Origin of the sequence: Ktedonobacter sp. SOSP1-85 (assembly GCF_016587415.1) — a bacterium.
In the GTDB taxonomy this organism is placed as follows: Bacteria; Chloroflexota; Ktedonobacteria; order Ktedonobacterales; family Ktedonobacteraceae; genus Ktedonobacter.
The window spans coordinates 1,576,825-1,592,571 of the sequence record NZ_BNJI01000002.1; the positions used below are offsets into that span (position 1 = coordinate 1,576,825).

The 15,747-nt window shown below is 49.8% G+C and carries 12 protein-coding genes and 1 pseudogene; 5 read left to right on the forward strand and 8 right to left on the reverse strand.

Annotated features, from left to right (window positions below; genetic code table 11):
• Positions 1–3 precede the first annotated feature (3 nt).
• The 3 genes from KTE_RS35255 to KTE_RS35265 all read right to left on the reverse strand — a co-directional run bounded on the left by KTE_RS35255 (position 4) and on the right by KTE_RS35265 (position 7,442).
• The gene (locus KTE_RS35255) at positions 4–2,016 is read right to left on the reverse strand and encodes a glycoside hydrolase family 13 protein (protein WP_201390047.1); all 2,013 of its coding nucleotides are present in this window, start codon (positions 2,014–2,016) and stop codon (positions 4–6) included.
• A 238-nt stretch (positions 2,017–2,254) separates the two neighbouring features.
• The gene (locus tag KTE_RS35260) at positions 2,255–3,907 is read right to left on the reverse strand and encodes an IS1182 family transposase (RefSeq protein ID WP_201390049.1); all 1,653 of its coding nucleotides are present in this window, start codon (positions 3,905–3,907) and stop codon (positions 2,255–2,257) included.
• Positions 3,908–4,298: 391 nt separating this feature from the next.
• Positions 4,299–7,442, reverse strand: a complete 3,144-nt coding sequence (locus tag KTE_RS35265; protein ID WP_201390051.1) for a leucine-rich repeat domain-containing protein — start codon at positions 7,440–7,442, stop codon at positions 4,299–4,301.
• A gap of 318 nt (positions 7,443–7,760) precedes the next feature.
• Here KTE_RS35265 and KTE_RS49340 point away from each other — a divergent pair, with 318 nt between their 5' ends.
• From KTE_RS49340 to KTE_RS35275, 3 genes and pseudogenes are all read left to right on the forward strand, one after another.
• Entirely contained in the window at positions 7,761–7,925 is a 165-nt protein-coding gene (locus tag KTE_RS49340; RefSeq protein ID WP_201390061.1) for an EVE domain-containing protein, read from the forward strand.
• A 12-nt stretch (positions 7,926–7,937) separates the two neighbouring features.
• Positions 7,938–8,174, forward strand: a pseudogene (locus KTE_RS50050) (hypothetical protein); the annotation flags it as partial.
• A 3-nt stretch (positions 8,175–8,177) separates the two neighbouring features.
• On the forward strand, positions 8,178–8,666 hold the full coding sequence (locus KTE_RS35275; RefSeq protein WP_236600825.1) for a DUF3883 domain-containing protein: 489 nt from the start codon (positions 8,178–8,180) through the stop codon (positions 8,664–8,666).
• A gap of 96 nt (positions 8,667–8,762) precedes the next feature.
• On the opposite strand, the gene KTE_RS35280 is transcribed toward KTE_RS35275, so the two are convergent.
• The 5 genes from KTE_RS35280 to KTE_RS35305 form a co-directional block, all read right to left on the reverse strand.
• Positions 8,763–9,530, reverse strand: coding sequence for a winged helix-turn-helix domain-containing protein (locus KTE_RS35280; protein ID WP_201390065.1), 768 nt, complete (start codon positions 9,528–9,530; stop codon positions 8,763–8,765).
• 90 nt (positions 9,531–9,620) lie between these two features.
• On the reverse strand, positions 9,621–10,199 hold the full coding sequence (locus KTE_RS35285) for a hypothetical protein (RefSeq protein WP_201390067.1): 579 nt from the start codon (positions 10,197–10,199) through the stop codon (positions 9,621–9,623).
• 46 nt (positions 10,200–10,245) lie between these two features.
• The gene (locus KTE_RS35290; RefSeq protein WP_201390069.1) at positions 10,246–11,448 is read right to left on the reverse strand and encodes a class I SAM-dependent methyltransferase; all 1,203 of its coding nucleotides are present in this window, start codon (positions 11,446–11,448) and stop codon (positions 10,246–10,248) included.
• Positions 11,445–12,275 carry a class I SAM-dependent methyltransferase gene (locus KTE_RS35295; protein WP_236600826.1) on the reverse strand — a complete coding sequence of 277 codons (831 nt, stop codon included), beginning with the start codon at positions 12,273–12,275 and terminating at the stop codon, positions 11,445–11,447. Before KTE_RS35295 ends, KTE_RS35290 begins: the two co-directional genes overlap by 4 nt.
• Positions 12,276–12,727: 452 nt before the next feature.
• Entirely contained in the window at positions 12,728–13,753 is a 1,026-nt protein-coding gene (locus KTE_RS35305) for a hypothetical protein (RefSeq protein ID WP_201390072.1), read from the reverse strand.
• Between the two features lie 242 nt (positions 13,754–13,995).
• Here KTE_RS35305 and KTE_RS35310 point away from each other — a divergent pair, with 242 nt between their 5' ends.
• A complete protein-coding gene (locus KTE_RS35310) occupies positions 13,996–15,045 on the forward strand; it encodes an HPP family protein (RefSeq protein WP_201390074.1) in 1,050 nt (349 codons plus the stop codon).
• Positions 15,046–15,113: 68 nt separating this feature from the next.
• Complete coding sequence (locus KTE_RS35315) at positions 15,114–15,737, forward strand: DUF4268 domain-containing protein (RefSeq protein ID WP_201390077.1); 624 nt, start codon at positions 15,114–15,116, stop codon at positions 15,735–15,737.
• Positions 15,738–15,747: the final 10 nt, after the last annotated feature.

Sequence of the window (15,747 nt, forward strand, 5' to 3'; positions counted from 1 at the left end):
GCATTATTGTACAAGAATCGCCCCATAGTGGCCCTCGACCGAGACCGTCACCTGCCCATTCTGTACCTGATACGTATTACCTGTAATCTTATCAGTAACCGTACTCCCATTGGTCATACTTAACTGATACACAGGGATGGTGACGCTTTGCGTCGTCGTACTGTTATTGAGTACCACCGCGATACGATTATTTTGATCCATGCGCCCATAGGAATAGATATTATTTGTATCGTCCGTCGACAGCGTTATGAATGAACCTGTGCGCAGCGCCGGGTAACTATTACGGATGCTGATTAACTTCTGGAATAGGGCGACTGCGGAATTGCTGGTGCTGCCCTGAGTCCAATCGAATGTACGCCGGTCGTCGGGATCAGCTCCGCCCTGCATACCATATTCATCACCGTAGTAGATAGTGGGCAAACCCACATACGTCATCTGAAAGAATGCTGCCAGGTATGTCTTCCAGATATCACCCCCGGCCCGTTGTCCGAAGCGAGTGATATCGTGGCTTGAGAGGAAATTCGCCATTACCTCTTGGACATCGGTGGGATAGTTCGCGCGTGTGCCATGGAGCCAGCTATCGAACTGAGAGACGTCGAGCGAGGCGGTATTACCGTTATAATCCTCTCCGGTGATCCATTCCGAGACCGGCTGTGTGAAGCCATCATAGTTAGTCGCACCATCCCATTGCGATGGCGCGCCATTTAGCCATGGATTGGCATTGCCCCAGTATTCACCAAAGATGTAGGCGTTGGAATCGGCCCCCTTGACGGCATTGCGGAACTCTTGCCAGATCTGATGGTTGGTTGTGTCGCTGCCATTGTTACCATTGGCATCGGCGTATTGCGCGGCATCCAATCGCCAGCCATCGATGTTATAGTTGCGAATCCAGTACTGCGCAACCGAACTGGTGTTATTGTAAATGGCATTGCGAACCGCCGACCCGCTGCTCCCATAATTGAGTTTGGGTAGACTGGTATAGCCCAGGAATGTCGAGTATTGCGAAGGCCACTGCTGAAAAGTGTAGTAGTTATAGTAGGGACTGGACTGACTCTGGTACGCTCCTACTACACTCGGATAGGTGTCGTATTCGTTGAACCAGGAGTCCCAGGTACCTGTATGATTGAAGACACCATCCAGGATCATATGGCTTGCGGGTCCATTACTGCTACTATGAATATCACTGACAAGTTGGCTGAGTGCGCTATTGCCGCCTAGCGAGGGATCAACATTAAAGTAGTCCTGCGTATCATATTTGTGGTCGGATGGTGAGGTGAAAATCGGATTCAGATAGACAATATTTGCTCCGAGTGTGTTTTTGATATAGCTGAGCTTCCGGTCAACACCTTGCAGGTCACCCCCAAAGAATACTGTCGAGTTGGAATAGCCTGTGTCAGCATATGGACTGTCTCCCCAGCTTTTATGTTCGGTCGGGTATCCAAGGTAGGTATACTGATTGGTCTGAATATCGTTGCTGGTGACTCCATCGTAGAAACGATCCGGGAAGATCTGGTACATTACGCCGTTTTTTGCCCAGGTGGGTGTTGTAAAGTTTGGCAGAATGTAGAAGTCGCCACTGCTTGGCTCGCTGGATGAGGGTCCATCAGCGTTATACCATGCGGTCGCCGTACCATCGTTAATCTGGAAACGATAGTATTTGATTGAACAACTGGCGGGAATAGTTCCTTGCCAGATGTCGAAGTCATTGGTGGCGTCGTTTTTTGCGAAGCTCATCGGGACCCAGTGGAACGTGCTATCAGCGGTGTCATAGTATTTAATGTTGGCACTGGTGATGTCCTGGTGATAGACGCGAAACGAAAGCATGACAGGTGTACTGCACGTTGGCTCGGGTGCGCTATCGTATAGCGACCCTTGATCATGAAAGAGGCCAGCCCATTCGACGTTGTTATCATTTGATGCTGCGTATGCGTGATGGGGAGCGGCTACATTAATGCTAACGAATGCGGTCAGGAGGAGTAAAAAGGTAAATAGAATGCGTGAGGACTTCCTTGTCATAAAATATTCCCTCCGTTGTGATGTACATCCTTGATGGTTTATATGTCAACAGCGGTACTTTACGTTATATATCATATATAGGGATTAGTTGACAAGGCTATCGGCTTCTTTTTCCTCAGGTAAGGTACTGGCCTTCTTGTTCTAAACACTGTGAACACGGGGGAACGAGGTCTATATATTGCTCTCTGCTCTTTCTGAGGGCGAAATTACCAAAATCTGATCCTGCTGCGAAACCTAATTAGGCAGGAGACATAAGACGAAGGAAGGCCGATTGACGGGTGTGCTCTCGTTCCTCGCCGTTGAGCCAGGCTGCAACCCGAACCAGATCGATAGCTGCCGCAATGCCCAGATGGAACAGGTGCGTTTTTTGTAAGCCGATGTAGCGTGAGCGACGCAAGCCAAAGGCTCGCACTCCTTGAGAGATCGTCCCTTCGATTCCCGCTCGGGCGTCATATCGCTTCACAAAGGCAGATGTGCTTTGTCGCTGACGCGCCGCCTGTAAGGCAAGATAGTGTTTCTGGGTTCGAATATGAATGCTGCGCGCAACCGCTTTTGATGTGATGCATTCCTCGCGCACTGGACAGACACGGCAATCGGATCGGGAAAAGCCAATGGTCATCATCGGATGCCCATTGCAGTCGAGCCCTTGAGACCACGTCCTACTTGTCTTTCCTTGAGGACAGGTCGCCTGTTGGTGTTCCCAGTCAATTACAAAGGTGCTGGCAGGATAGCCGCCCTTGGAAATCCCTGCTTCCCAGGTGGCTCCGGCTCGCGTTGGCCCAACGATCTCGACGCCAAACTGTTCCTGGGCCTGGACCAGTGTCTCTGCTGTGATGTAGCCCGCATCCATGAGGTGTTCGGCTGGCAACAGATCCTGCTGATGCAGTTGCTCTTCAATGACCAAGGGCATGCGTTCTTCAGGAGCAGGGGCAGGCACGCTCGCAACATGGGTGATCACATGAGGCGTCTCCTCATCACAGGTTTCCGTGAGATGGATCTTGTATCCCACCCATGCCATGCCCCCTTTTCTGGCGAGCCGGGCTTCTTGATCGTAGGGGGAACTGAGAAAGAGTGCGGGTGGGGGGATGCCTTCTGTCGTTCGCCAGTGAAACTCTCCATCCACAACCAGATAATTCTGGATCCAGATGCGTCGGAGGATGTCGATCTCTGGAAGGTCACGCAGCCAGGATGGAGCCGTTGGGGAAAAGATCTCGGTAAGCAGTTCTTCTCCATCATGCCCAATGGCTTCTGCCAGAGCCTGGCGCTCAGCTTGTGTCTTGGGAAGATGCGCATCCTCAAAGCGTGCCCCATATCGATACACCCAGTGCTCAGGAAACCAGGAGACCAGCCAGGTGGGGGCCACCTCTGCCAGACTATTGAGGGCAAAACGCATGGCTTCTCCCACACACACCACACGATTGATGGCACGGATTTTGGCCAGGACATGGGTGGAATCCGTTCGTTGTCGCCCGCCTGCTTTGAGCAGCTTGAGCTCCTTCAACCGCTCCAAGAGGGTTTCTAAGAGAAGGTGTTCGGCGTTGCCTTGCACGAGCCGCTTGCGAAAGGTGGATAGGACCGAGGCATCAAAGCCTGGATCAGCCAGTTCAAGTCCAAGCATATATTTCCAATCGATGCGGCCCCGAACGGCGTCAGCGGCTTGTCGATCGGGGAGTTCTTCGGCAAATTGCATGACGGTGATCATGGCCAAGCGCCATGGAGCTTCGACTGGCCGGCCATTGTGGGGAAACAAATGAGCAAAGGCTTGATCGTGATAGATGGGTCCTAAGACTTCACGCATCTGCAGATAGATATTGCCGTGAGGATAGGCCGCATGAGCGACACGAACCGTTTCTTCAGGGATAGCAAAGGAAGGGTTGGCGTGCAGAGTCATCTTCGTTCTCCTTGTCGGATGGTGGCACATTGTTCTCTGCTCACCATCTTCATTGATGAGCGCAATCCTCTCCTCATTTGGGTTTAACAGCAGGATCAAAATCTTGTATTTTAATTATTTGCAGAAAGTTGCCAAAATAAGGATACCTGGAGAAAAGGGGCAGTGTTTGTGCGGAAGAGCTTCGCCTAAGTGGGATTGATAGACTTTCACGAAGCGATAGCGGAGGGAATGTTTACCAATCCCACTTAGGCGAATGCGCGAAATATGAGTGCTTTTGCCTAAGTGCGATTAGTTGCAATTTGCTCGCTTGCCGCGTTTCGCGATCAGGTTCTGGATGTTAACGATGACACTTTGGTTTTTCCTCTAGTGGTCAACTGACTTACACATTATGTTAGCTCTTAAAAATCTTCTTTTTAAGAGGTCGATAAACTTGTTCTGATTGTATTATTTTTTCTTTTTTATTTAAGCTTTTTATAGCCTCGGGGAGATTTTCGACAGAATGCCCTTGTACATTTAGCACCTTGAGGTTGAGCAAGTTGCCTAAAGGTTTGAGGTCACTTATTTTTGGGCAATTTGCTAGGTATAAATGAGTGAGACTGTGTAACTTACTAAGGGGGGTAATATCTTTTAGATGAACACAGTCGGACAAGTCTAATTTTGTTAAATTCACTAGCTGAGCAAGAGGGCTGAGATCCTGAAGTTTGTAGCAGCCTGCTAGACTTAGCTCTGAAAGATCAGGCAGTTTCTTAAGAGAGGACAAATCCAAGATTTGCCCACAGTCTGATACGTCCAAACTGGTGAGGTGAGTCACTCCTTCTAAAAACTGAAGGTTTTTTAGTTGACTACAATTCGATAAACTGAGTTCAGTCAACTCATTTAACGAAGACAAAGGCCCAAAGTCATCAATGTGCGAGCAATGTGATAAATCTAATTCGATCAATTGCCTTGCATCTTTTAGAAACTGGACGTCCGTAATAGAGCTGCAGCCCGATAAATCTAAGAGTGCCAATTTGGTCAAATCTAGCACGTCTATAATACTTTTGGCAAAAGGGCAATCTGCTAAATCTAGCTCTTCCACATTATCCAGGTATAAAAAACCGTCTTGACTACTAAAGCGCTCTATTTGTGCCTGTGACATATTCTTTAAGGCTTTGAGTAGCACTAACTGCGCGTAAGATTTGCGATCAAAAGAGTCCCATCCTCTAAGGAGTGCGTTGATTGTTGGTGAATCGGCTTCAAAGGCATATTCTCTTAAAACCTTGAGAGCTTCGGGGCTACCTATGAGGGTTAACGAACGAATACATGCAAGGCGAACTTTTTTATTTTGGAAATCTTGCGTATTTTGCGTATTAAGGTATCGTACTGCCAAATCTCCTGCACTTGCTAATGCCCGCGCGGCATCCATATCTCTTGGCGGTACCAATGCCCCAAGCCGGTTACTTACTTCCGTCCTCACGTGCTGCCCTAGATGTTCAATTCCTGATTCCAGGCAAGCGACAGCGAGTAAGTACAATGCATGTCGATTTTCTGTTTCTAGATCTCCTCTCCTAATTAATTTCAAAATCAGGGACTCTCGAACACGCTTTGTCGCTAACCCTGAGGCAAGAATAATAACTTCGCGCCATTGGTCATTATGTGCATTTTGCACTAAGAGCCCACTATCACCTTCGTCAATGGCTGCTTTTGCCGCAAAAAACTCCTGAAATGTGCGATGAGTGAAATCTAATTGATTCGTAGTTGGTTCGCGAATAATCCCTGACCTTTCAACGAAAAATTGCCTGGCTTTAACGCCTGTTACGTTTTGAGGTATATTGGGCATATTCTCGAGTTTGCGCGCAAAGCGCTGATCGGCCTCTTCACGAGATACCTCCGACCAGCTATTTTTAATGAGCCAATACGCCAGGTCTTCCAGTAACAATCGTTTTTGCGCGTACGTCAAACTTGCTGCAGGATAGTCACTTAATACTAACCCTCTTTCATTATCACGCCTCTCTATGAGCAGCTGACAACATGCTTCGTAGAGTTCTATGCGCGCAGAAGGAAGCTGCTTTTTCCGTTTTCGATTTAAAGCACAAAGCATGGCGCATAATAAAGGGTTGGTTGCTAGATTTCGTTTTGCTCTATCCTCATCTATCTCATGCTTTAAGTGCTCAGCAAAAGATGGTAGATCTTGTTTTTCTTCATCTGTTGCAACTCTTTCCGCGATAGCATTGTGCCAATAGTCGATGAATGTATAAATATCGGCTAAGTCCATTGGTTCTAATTCAGCATCTTTAAAACCCTCTACTTCTAGCCACCCCTCTTGGATAGCATGAGGGCGAGTAGTAACAATAAAACGCGCCTGAGGATAGCTATTTTTTAAGTCTTTAATCCACTCACGGACGATCTCTCGTTGAGCAATAGGAACTTCATCGATACCATCAATGAGAATAATTGCATTACCTGTCTTCAATTCAGTATGAACCCAGCCTCTGGGCATTGTATCTGCAATAGACGGAACGATTTTTTTTATAAAAGATTCCGGAGGGGGAAAGTCTAAATGCACGTAGTCACGTAATTTGATGTAGAAAGGTACTGTGTTGTTCCAATTTGCTAAAACGCCTTTGAAAGTTTTTAGTGCTGAATTAACTGCAATCCACTGAAGCAATGTTGTTTTTCCAGAGCCAGCCAAACCACGGATGAGTATACATTGGGCTTCTGCCAGGGCTTTGTCAACAGATAGAATATCTCTATCTAAGTGATGCCCTGTTATTGAATTGCTACTCTCGCTTTTGTGCTTTCTCTTGATGCGGCTGTCGTCCAATGCTCGTTTTTTTCTTTCTAGAGAAAGCATTACATAAGCCACACTTAACTTGTAGGCGTTTCTTTCAACATCAACCCCAAACAGCTGAACCTCATCTAACTTGTAAGCAACTGCACGGCGATAATCTAATTCAAAACGCGCTGTTTCCGTTCTGGGATTCATTTGTTCTCTTAATCTCAGCACCTCTTGCAAGATATTTTCTGCGATCGAACGAAGGTATCCTTCTCTGCGCAAGATTTCAGATATTGTATGCTCTGTAAAAGTAGGTAGCTGAGAAGCAATTCGAATCACTACCTCACACGATTCTGCAATTATTCGTTGGTACAGTGTAGCTTCCGTATCATTGAAGTAATAGCTTTGAGCTGGATACTTGTCTAAAAGGTACCTTGTGAGCTTGGATGGCTCCAGATCATTTTGAAGAACTATCTGACTGGTAATATTGTTCAGCGTTTCTGATACAGCTTTTGCTACCGCAATTTGACTACTTTCTTCTAAACCATGGCCTTCCAATTCAAATAGAGGGAGAAAGTTTTCTGCTATATTCTCACCGATAGCCTCTAATTGCCTGGCTGCACGCCTCTGAGTAATACTGTTTGACGTCCAGGACGTTACTACATCGATAAGGCTAGAAGACGCATCGGATGCTATGTCTACATTCTTCAAACACAGCTTAGCAAGAGATTTAGCAAGAGATGAGCCAATTTGAATAACAACCGTTTCAAGAAGCGGCATAGTATCAATCCCCCAAAGAAACAAATAAAATATATTATTGTTAATATAACATGTATTTATCAGTTTTAAGAAGATTTTAGGTGTATGAAGTCAAAAAGGCCAAAATGGCTTTGCCATATTAAGTAGCGATACCTCAAAAAATCTAATGCTTGTTAAGCATGTAGCATCACCTACTTTATCGCCTTCTGGTGACTGTGCATCTTTCAATTTAGAAGAAATTGCTGCGTATAGTGATGATGCCTGGAAACCACGCAACATCTGGAAAAACACGACATTCTGATACAATACAAAGAACTAAATGTGTAGGAGTGGCTTTTTATGCAAGGACGACAGCGAAAGTATTGGGCTTTTCTTGCGAACCCGAAAGTGTACGATATTGAAAAAGCTATTCGTGAATACGAGGAGGATAACTGGACGGTTCCGAAGAGGGATGTTCGAACTGGTGATCTGGTCATTATCTGGAAAGCCAAAGGGAATGGTTAGCAGAGGGGAATTATAGCACTAGCCGAAGTGCTGACAGATCCCGTCCCTACAAATGCTCGTAACAAGCAGCACTGGCTAGACCTACAAAAAGCAAATGAGCAGATAGATCGAGTGCAAGTGCGCTACTATGTCCCCTCGAAATTTCCTTTGTGGGACAATGGGACAGATGCACCTCTTTTGAAGGAATTAAGTGTCGCTCGCGCGACAGGTGGAACGGTATTTCACGTGACTCCTGATCAATGGAATACGCTTATGGAGCTTGTTGGGGGATGGCCTGGAAGCACTCCTGAAATAGCGAGCGTCGAACGTGTCATCACAGAATACGCAGGAAAAAGACGTTCGGGACAAGGATATGTCCTTGATGCTAATCTCCGGAGAGCAATCGAACTGTATGCGATGGAGCATGCAAAGGCCTTCTATGAAAAACAGGGGTGGAGCGTTTCCGATGTTTCTGCCACGCATTCCTATGATTTGCTCTGTACTTCGGCAACGGGAAAGGAGCTTCACGTTGAAGTGAAAGGAACAACCTCGGAGGGAACACAAATTTTGCTCACGGCGAATGAAGTGATGCATGCACAAAAATTTTATCCTGATGTTGCGCTCTTTATCTTCTCTCGTATCCAGGTTGACTCAACTTCACCCGCGAAGCTCAGCGGTGGCGACATTCAGTGCCTAGAGCCCTGGAATATTGGTGAAGGGACGCTTTCACCCCTTGCCTTCTCTTATAGAAAGGGAAAATAAACAGAATCCTCCAGTATTACTGGCACTCCGTGAGATTTCAAGGCATGGCAAATGCGAACAAATAATCTGGCATGCCGTATGCTCTTCCACATTGGATCAACCCGAAAAAATGGGAATGCAGGGCTGGCGAAACCGATATCCTACTCCCGTGATCGTTTCGAGATACATAGGATGCCTGGGATCGTCTTCCAACTTGAGGCGCAGGGTATGCAGGTAGACGCGGATATAATCCACTTCCTCGTGATACCCGCTCCCCCAGACGGTGTGGAGCAACGACTGATGCGAGAGCACCTTCCCTCCATCACGCATCAAAGTGAACAGTAGCGTACACTCGATGGGGGTCAAACGCAGCATCTGACCACGAACGATGACACATCGCTTCAGACACAATAAACGAATCTTGGTGTCCTCGCTTTCCAGCACCGAGCAAGGGCTGATCTGCTTTGAGGCATCACATGAGGATGAGAGTGAGGCACGATAACGCCTGGCATGCCCGTGTAAGCGAGCATGGAGCTCCTGTCTTCCACAGGAAAAGAAGACATAATCGTCGGCGCCAGCATCAAGCATGCTGACAATCTGCGCTTCCTCTTCCCGCTCAGAACAGATCACCAGAGGCGTGCGCGGCGTGATCTGACGAATCTGTTGCACCTGCTGGGTATGCATGCAGCAGGCAAGCCAGACATCGTGTTGCATCAGTCGCACCGCCATGGCTGAGGCACTACTTCCAAGATGGGCCAGGTGTGTCACCTTGAAATGCCCACCTCGCAGACGTGGTCGGAGCATGCGCGCTTCTTCCTGTGTCCCGAGCACGAGAATGTGATGCGGGTGCTGTTGCCCGCTCTCCAGTGAATATGCGGCGTTCATGACCTCTTCTTTGCGCTCCTTCCCGTTATAAGGCCTGTCGATGTGGGGGGGATGCACAGACGTTTGGGCCTGTGCATCCAATGCGTTGGCTCAGGATGCTTTCGATTGCCAGATGGTCAGGTGGCGTGTGTGCAGGATCTGAATGAAGCGCTCGACCTCATCGAGCGGCAAGTGAAGCATACGCGCAATGTCTCGGGGCGTATGGTGTCCATTACTGAGCAAAAAGACGTGGCGGAGGCGAATCGGAAGCGTGCCTAGAGGTACCTGCTCAACGGGAACTGCCTGAGAGGGTACACGATCTGGCTCCTCCGGGTCACTGCTTACGGCAGGCAGCGATGTGGTCTCGGCATCGGCCACGTGGATGTTCTGGTATGAAGACTCCTGCCAGAGAAGCATGCCTGCTGTGTGCAGCACATGGAGCGCATCACGATGCTGCATGAGAACTCGTCCGTTCGCGCGGATGCAGAGATGGCAGCGAACAATCTTCCCCAGTTCAAAGGCCACTTCGGCGATAGCCTCCTCGCCTTCTTGTCGGCATGGAAGGGGAAGAGAAGGTGGGAGGACGGTTGTCAGGGACAGGGTTGCGTGCGTCGCCCGCATCTGCTCACAGATGGTGAGAAGGGGCAGGTGATAGGATGGTGCCCTCTGTGTCGTGTGTGTCTGTTGCATTGTCTTCTCTCCTTGGTGATAGTGTGTATCTGTTGCTTACGGCTGATCAATTGGTTGGTGCTGGTGTTGTCATCTCTCTACGCTGCTCGTTCCCGTGTGCCTGTGTTTCCTCCTGCTCAATGAAAAGGGAACATGGCAGCGAGCACGTGTAAAGGACCTGCGGGAATGGCTGCTCCACATGCATGCTGGGGATCGGTCGTAAGATGTGCCTTGATGGCTTGTAGCCCCAGGTGGTGCAGAGGTGCCAGTAGCCGCGAAAGGTCGGTTCGAGCAGTTCCAACTGCATCTCGTGATAGACCTGCTGGTAGGTCTCGCGAGAACAGGCGTGCGGTGTGCAGAACGGCTCCAGGAGCTGAAAGAAGTCATCGGCCTGCTCACGGAGCGTGCTATGAAAAGGCGTCCTGGCAGAAAAGTCGAGCAGGCTCTCCTGCTGCTTGATGGCGACAAACCCTGTCTTCTCCATCCGGATCGGGAGCCGTTCTGGCCGGGCGGAACGGATGGTTTGTGTTCCTGGGGCAGATGGACGGGCCGCCGCGCGCAGCCTGTCCATCTGCTGCCGGTAGGTGGCACACAGGGTGCCTGCGGCCGCGCTGGTACTCTTGCCCTGTACGCATTCAAGCAGGCGCAACACTCCACCTGGTCGAAGGAGCCGAAAACAGTCTTCCAGCAAGAGTGGCCATGCGTACTCGGGAAGGATCGCATGGAGAAAATGCCCATTGATGAGGTCCATGCTCTCAGCTGGGAAGAGAAGCGGCCGGGTGAGTGAACAGATCTGAGTAGAGACATGGTGGCAGCCCTGGACGGCGGCAAAGAAGGCGGTTTGCCTGGCAGTGATCTCCTGAGAGGTGAGACCGATGCACTCCGCCTTGGGCGCGCGTGCCGCCAGGTGTCGCAGCCACTCCCCATTGGGATCGATGGCCAGGTCCAGGATGCGCTTCATCGGGAAGCCTTCGGGTTGCTCGGGAAGGGGAACGCGAAAATGCTGCATGAGCATACGCGCTTGCTGGCTACGGCGCCGCCATTCCAGAGGATGCGCCGGCGATACCAACACCTGCTCATCAAGGACCAGCGGGTCAGAGGGGGTATAGAAGGGATAAAGCGCTCCTCTAGATGCCGGAGAAGGTGAGTCCTCTTGCACCTGCGGTAGGAGGATAGGCGGCTGTGTGGCGCGATCCTGGTGCCCGTTCACGTCTTCTTCGAAGAAGAAGAGCAGGCCATGTCGGAGTGGGATACTCTGGGTGTGGCTCATTGGGCTCCTCCTGGTTTGTAGGCATGGACAAGTGAGAGGGTCCAGAGGCCTTTGAAGGTGGGAGCGCTCATCTCCGCGCGCATGTGCTCAAAGAGGTCGGTAAAATCCGCCGGGGTGAGGTCTGTGGTCTGACACAACAACGGGGCAAGCTGATAAAAGAAGGATTCCGCATTGGTGCGCATACTGGCCTGATACAGCGTTCCCGCCGAGAAGTCGAGCACGATGTTGTGCTCCTTGATGGCACAGTAGCCAAACTCATGGAGCAACTTCAGGAGGTGTTTGTGCTCAAAGGGCACACTGGCAAGAGCCGAAGACTCCTGGCTCTCTGGGTGCTGAGCGAGGAGGGCTTGTGTTCGTATGGCAAGGGTCTGCTCGCAGTAGTGGCTCAGCAGTTCACAGGCGGGACTATTCGAGGTCGCGGTAGTGCATTCGGTGAGACGAAGGAGTCCTCCTGGGTGCAGAACACGTAAGCACTCCTGAAGCAGGTGTGGCCAGCCGTCTTGTGCGAGAAACGTGCGTAAGAAGCGGCCATTGATGAGGGTATAGAAGTTGGCAGGGCAACTCAGTTCTCTGGCAAAATCCATCTGGAGAAAGCGGACACGGGTCTGCTCCTGCATCTGGCGAAAGGTATTGGCTTGCCGAACGTAGGGGGCAAGGGCCGAGACGCCAAAGACCAGGCAGAAGGGATTGTGAAAGGCGACATCACAGGCCCAGGTACCTCCTGGCCCACACCCAAGATCCAGAATGAAGGAAGGCGAGGAGGAAGACACTGCAATGTTGTGCTCCTCCAGTTCAGGCAAGGGTTCCTTGAGGGCTGAGGTGAGCATATGATACTGCGTGATGACGCGGGCCTGCTCAGCGGAGGCCAGTGGATGGGACCTTGGGGGCCGGGTCCTCCTGCATAAATACGGGTGGAAGCGTGAAACATCGTTTCCTTTCCTCTTCTTACTACTATCAACCTAACAAAAAGACAAGCGTATCTCTCTGTGCGCATCAGTCATGCTGACGCTGCTTATAGTCATGCTCTGCCCACGTTTCCTCGCGAGGAGTTTCTGAGAGGAGGGAAGCAGAGGCGTTATTTAGGGCATTATTGCCAATGGTGGCGAAGGTGGTGGGATGGAGGAGCAGGCGCATGTATCCTATGTGCTGGAGACGTTCAGGTACAAGTCTCCAATCAGCAAGGAAAAGGCGAGCGGTGCAGATATCGAGTGCTCGGTTAGTGTGATGAGCCAGGAAATAGTGTAAGGTCTCGTTGAGCGTAGACTGTCGAATTCTCTCTTTAGAACGCCCCTGGCAGTTGAGCCCGATGAGCAAAGGTGGCCTGTTGTGGTGGAGACTCGTACGCATATGCTTGCCACACGTGCTGTTCCCATTCAGGCCAGGCGCTTTTTACCGCTTTGATTAACCACTCTCCTGCGATGGTGATGGAACTTTCGTGTGAAACATAGAGCAACCAATCAAGGTCCTTCGATGTCCAGTAACTTTCAAGCCCATCATACCAGGGTTCTGTAAGTTCGTTTTCGACTTCCCAGACAATGTCTGCCCCTTCCTTGATGCCCCACACGCGCTTAATCCCCCGCTGCTTCAAGCGTTCGGCAAGTCGTTCCGGTGGGATCGCAAAAGAGAACCACAACGCTTGAAGGCAGATAATGTTCGAGAGAGGCCTTGGTTCTCCGATAATTGGATACCAGGCCCAGGAATCTGGTATCTGCCAACGCTTCTTTACCTTGCCCCACACCGATATTCTTTCAGCTCGGGTCAACAGCCGAGCATCATATTGAAGGCGTTCGTATCCTGGAAAAGCTCCTCGTGGCCGTGGCGTCATCGTTTGTGGAGGTCGAATATATTCTGAGCCCCGCCAGATATGGTGCTCCCAGTTTGGCCAACACGCTTTTACTGCTTGAACGAGCCAGGTCCCCGCAAAGGTTAACGAACGTTCTTGAGACGCATAGATCAGCCAGTCATAGCCCTCTGCGGTCCAGTATCCCTCATCACCGGTATAACACGGAACAAACAGGTCTGGAGCCAGGCGGAAACTCGCTGGAGCCTCTTCACCCCGGAATTCCCAGATCCACTCAATCCCCCGGCTCTTCAACAGATCCTGAAGAGTAGAAATAGGGACTTCAGCATAGAACCACTCTGCCTCAATGACAAGAATCTCTGCTGGCCATTCGTCAGTGAGCAGAGGATACCAGTGCTCATAGATGGTGTACCAGCGTTGCTGTACCTGGTTCCATTGTTCTTTGAGCATGCTCCAATGGTATAGAGTGACCATCTCGCTTAGCGGCTTCTGGCTTGGCTCCATTAAGAGGCCTCCTTCTTTTCTTGCCATTATAGTGTGACAGAGGGCGTCTTTTTAGTGCTTATGATGTTATGCGTCTTTATAGGGCTTGATACCTGGCGGCAGATGAATTATATTACTTAGTAATATAGGTAAGGTGTTGGATGCAATGAATGATGCTTCTTCACATCTGGTAGAAGAGCTACATCAGGCGCTGTTTTTCAGATGCGTACCAGTCATGACACATGTCGCAAAGGGGGGATTGTATGTCATCTACGGTTCAGCAGTTGATTAATCGCGGTCAGAAGCTTGTGACGGTTCTGCGCGATGATCCAGTGCAAAAAGCTCTGGAACTGATGATTGAGCACGAATACAGCCAGCTCCCTGTGGTGGATCGAGAAGGGAAAATTGTTGAGGAAAAGGGAAAGGCGTATATGGTTACCAATGACTCCATTCTTCGTACCATCAACTCTTTCAAGATCCCACTCAATGACCTCCACCTCCGCGTTGCTGATGCCATGGTAAAAACCAGTACTTTTCATGAAGATAACGATCTATTTGACCTTTTGAATGATTTACAAGACACTTATGCCGTCTGTATTCTTGACAGAGAGCAGAAAGTCATTGGTGTGGTGACAAGTTATGACGCGATGGCGTATTTTCGACAGCGCGCTGAAGATATGATGCTTGTCGAAGATATTGAAGAAGCGCTGAAAAAATATATTTTAGCCGCCTTCCCATCGCATAATGGTGAGGCGAACGAGGCGCTAACCAAAGCCATAGAAGAGATCATGCCTTCCAATCGTGAACTGCAAGGAAGATTTCAACGTGCGCTTACAGAGTATCTGGCAAAAGCAGGGATGCAAACCCAGGTCCTGCAAAAATCCATTGCGCAGCAGATGTTTGAGCAGTATGTGTATCGCAAGGAACCAACCAAAACATTTGACAGGCTGAGCTTGAACCAATACATTGATCTTTTCTCCACGAGAGTCGATGGTCGCACTACAGCCAGATCTTTTCGCTTGAGCGCAAACACATACGTACGTTGCTTGAAGATGTTCGCGATATTCGTAATAGCCTTGCTCATTTCCGTGACACGGTCTCCAAACAACAACACGAGACGTTACTCAAATGTAAAGAATGGCTGGAGCAGTACGAAATCGCAGTCCTCAAAGAATTTGAGCCAAAACAGCCTCCTGAGAGCCTCCGGGTATCCGAACCTCATATGGAATACGGCTCCTCAAAGGCACCCAATAATGAAGTTACCCCTGTCGAGGAAACCATCCATGCCAATGAGAGTCGTTATGCTCCCTTAGCTCTTTTTCTGCGAAAACAGCCTCGCACGGAGCGTACCGTCTCGCTCCGTTTCCAATACATTGAACAGATGACTGGCAGTGAACTCCCTGCTGCAGCGCGTCAACATCGCTCGTGGTGGGCGAATGACTCGGTTGCTCATATACAATCTCAACAGTGGCTCGACGTGGATTGGCGTGTTTCCCGCATCAATATGGCGGAAGAAATAGCGACGTTTACTCGTATCGAGGAGCGGGGAAAGCTTTATATTCACTTTTTTAGTAAGCTGTTGCAGGCCCTGCAAGCCAGGCGCCTTCCCACGAAACGTATTCCTTCTCCAGATGGGACAAACTGGATGACCTGGAAGTGGGTTCCAGAGGAGGGCTCACCGATCACTTCTCTTGTCTTCTCTTTCGCTCGTTATGGCCGTTTTCGCGTGGAGCTCTACATTGACACAGGCGACAAGGAGAGAAACAAGCACTTGTTTGATACGCTCTACGAGCAGCGAGAAGTCATAAAGGTGGAGCTAGGGGAACTGGCTGATGCCCTCGAATGGGATCGCATGGATGACAAGCGAGGCTCACGTATCGCGCTCTATCATTCGGGTGCGATTACTGACCCGGAGGACCATCTTGCTCTCTTACAGGAATGGGCCGTAGAAGCGATGGGCCATTTTCAGCCGACGATGACGAAGCACGTGCTGGAAAGCCTGTGAAGGAACTCTC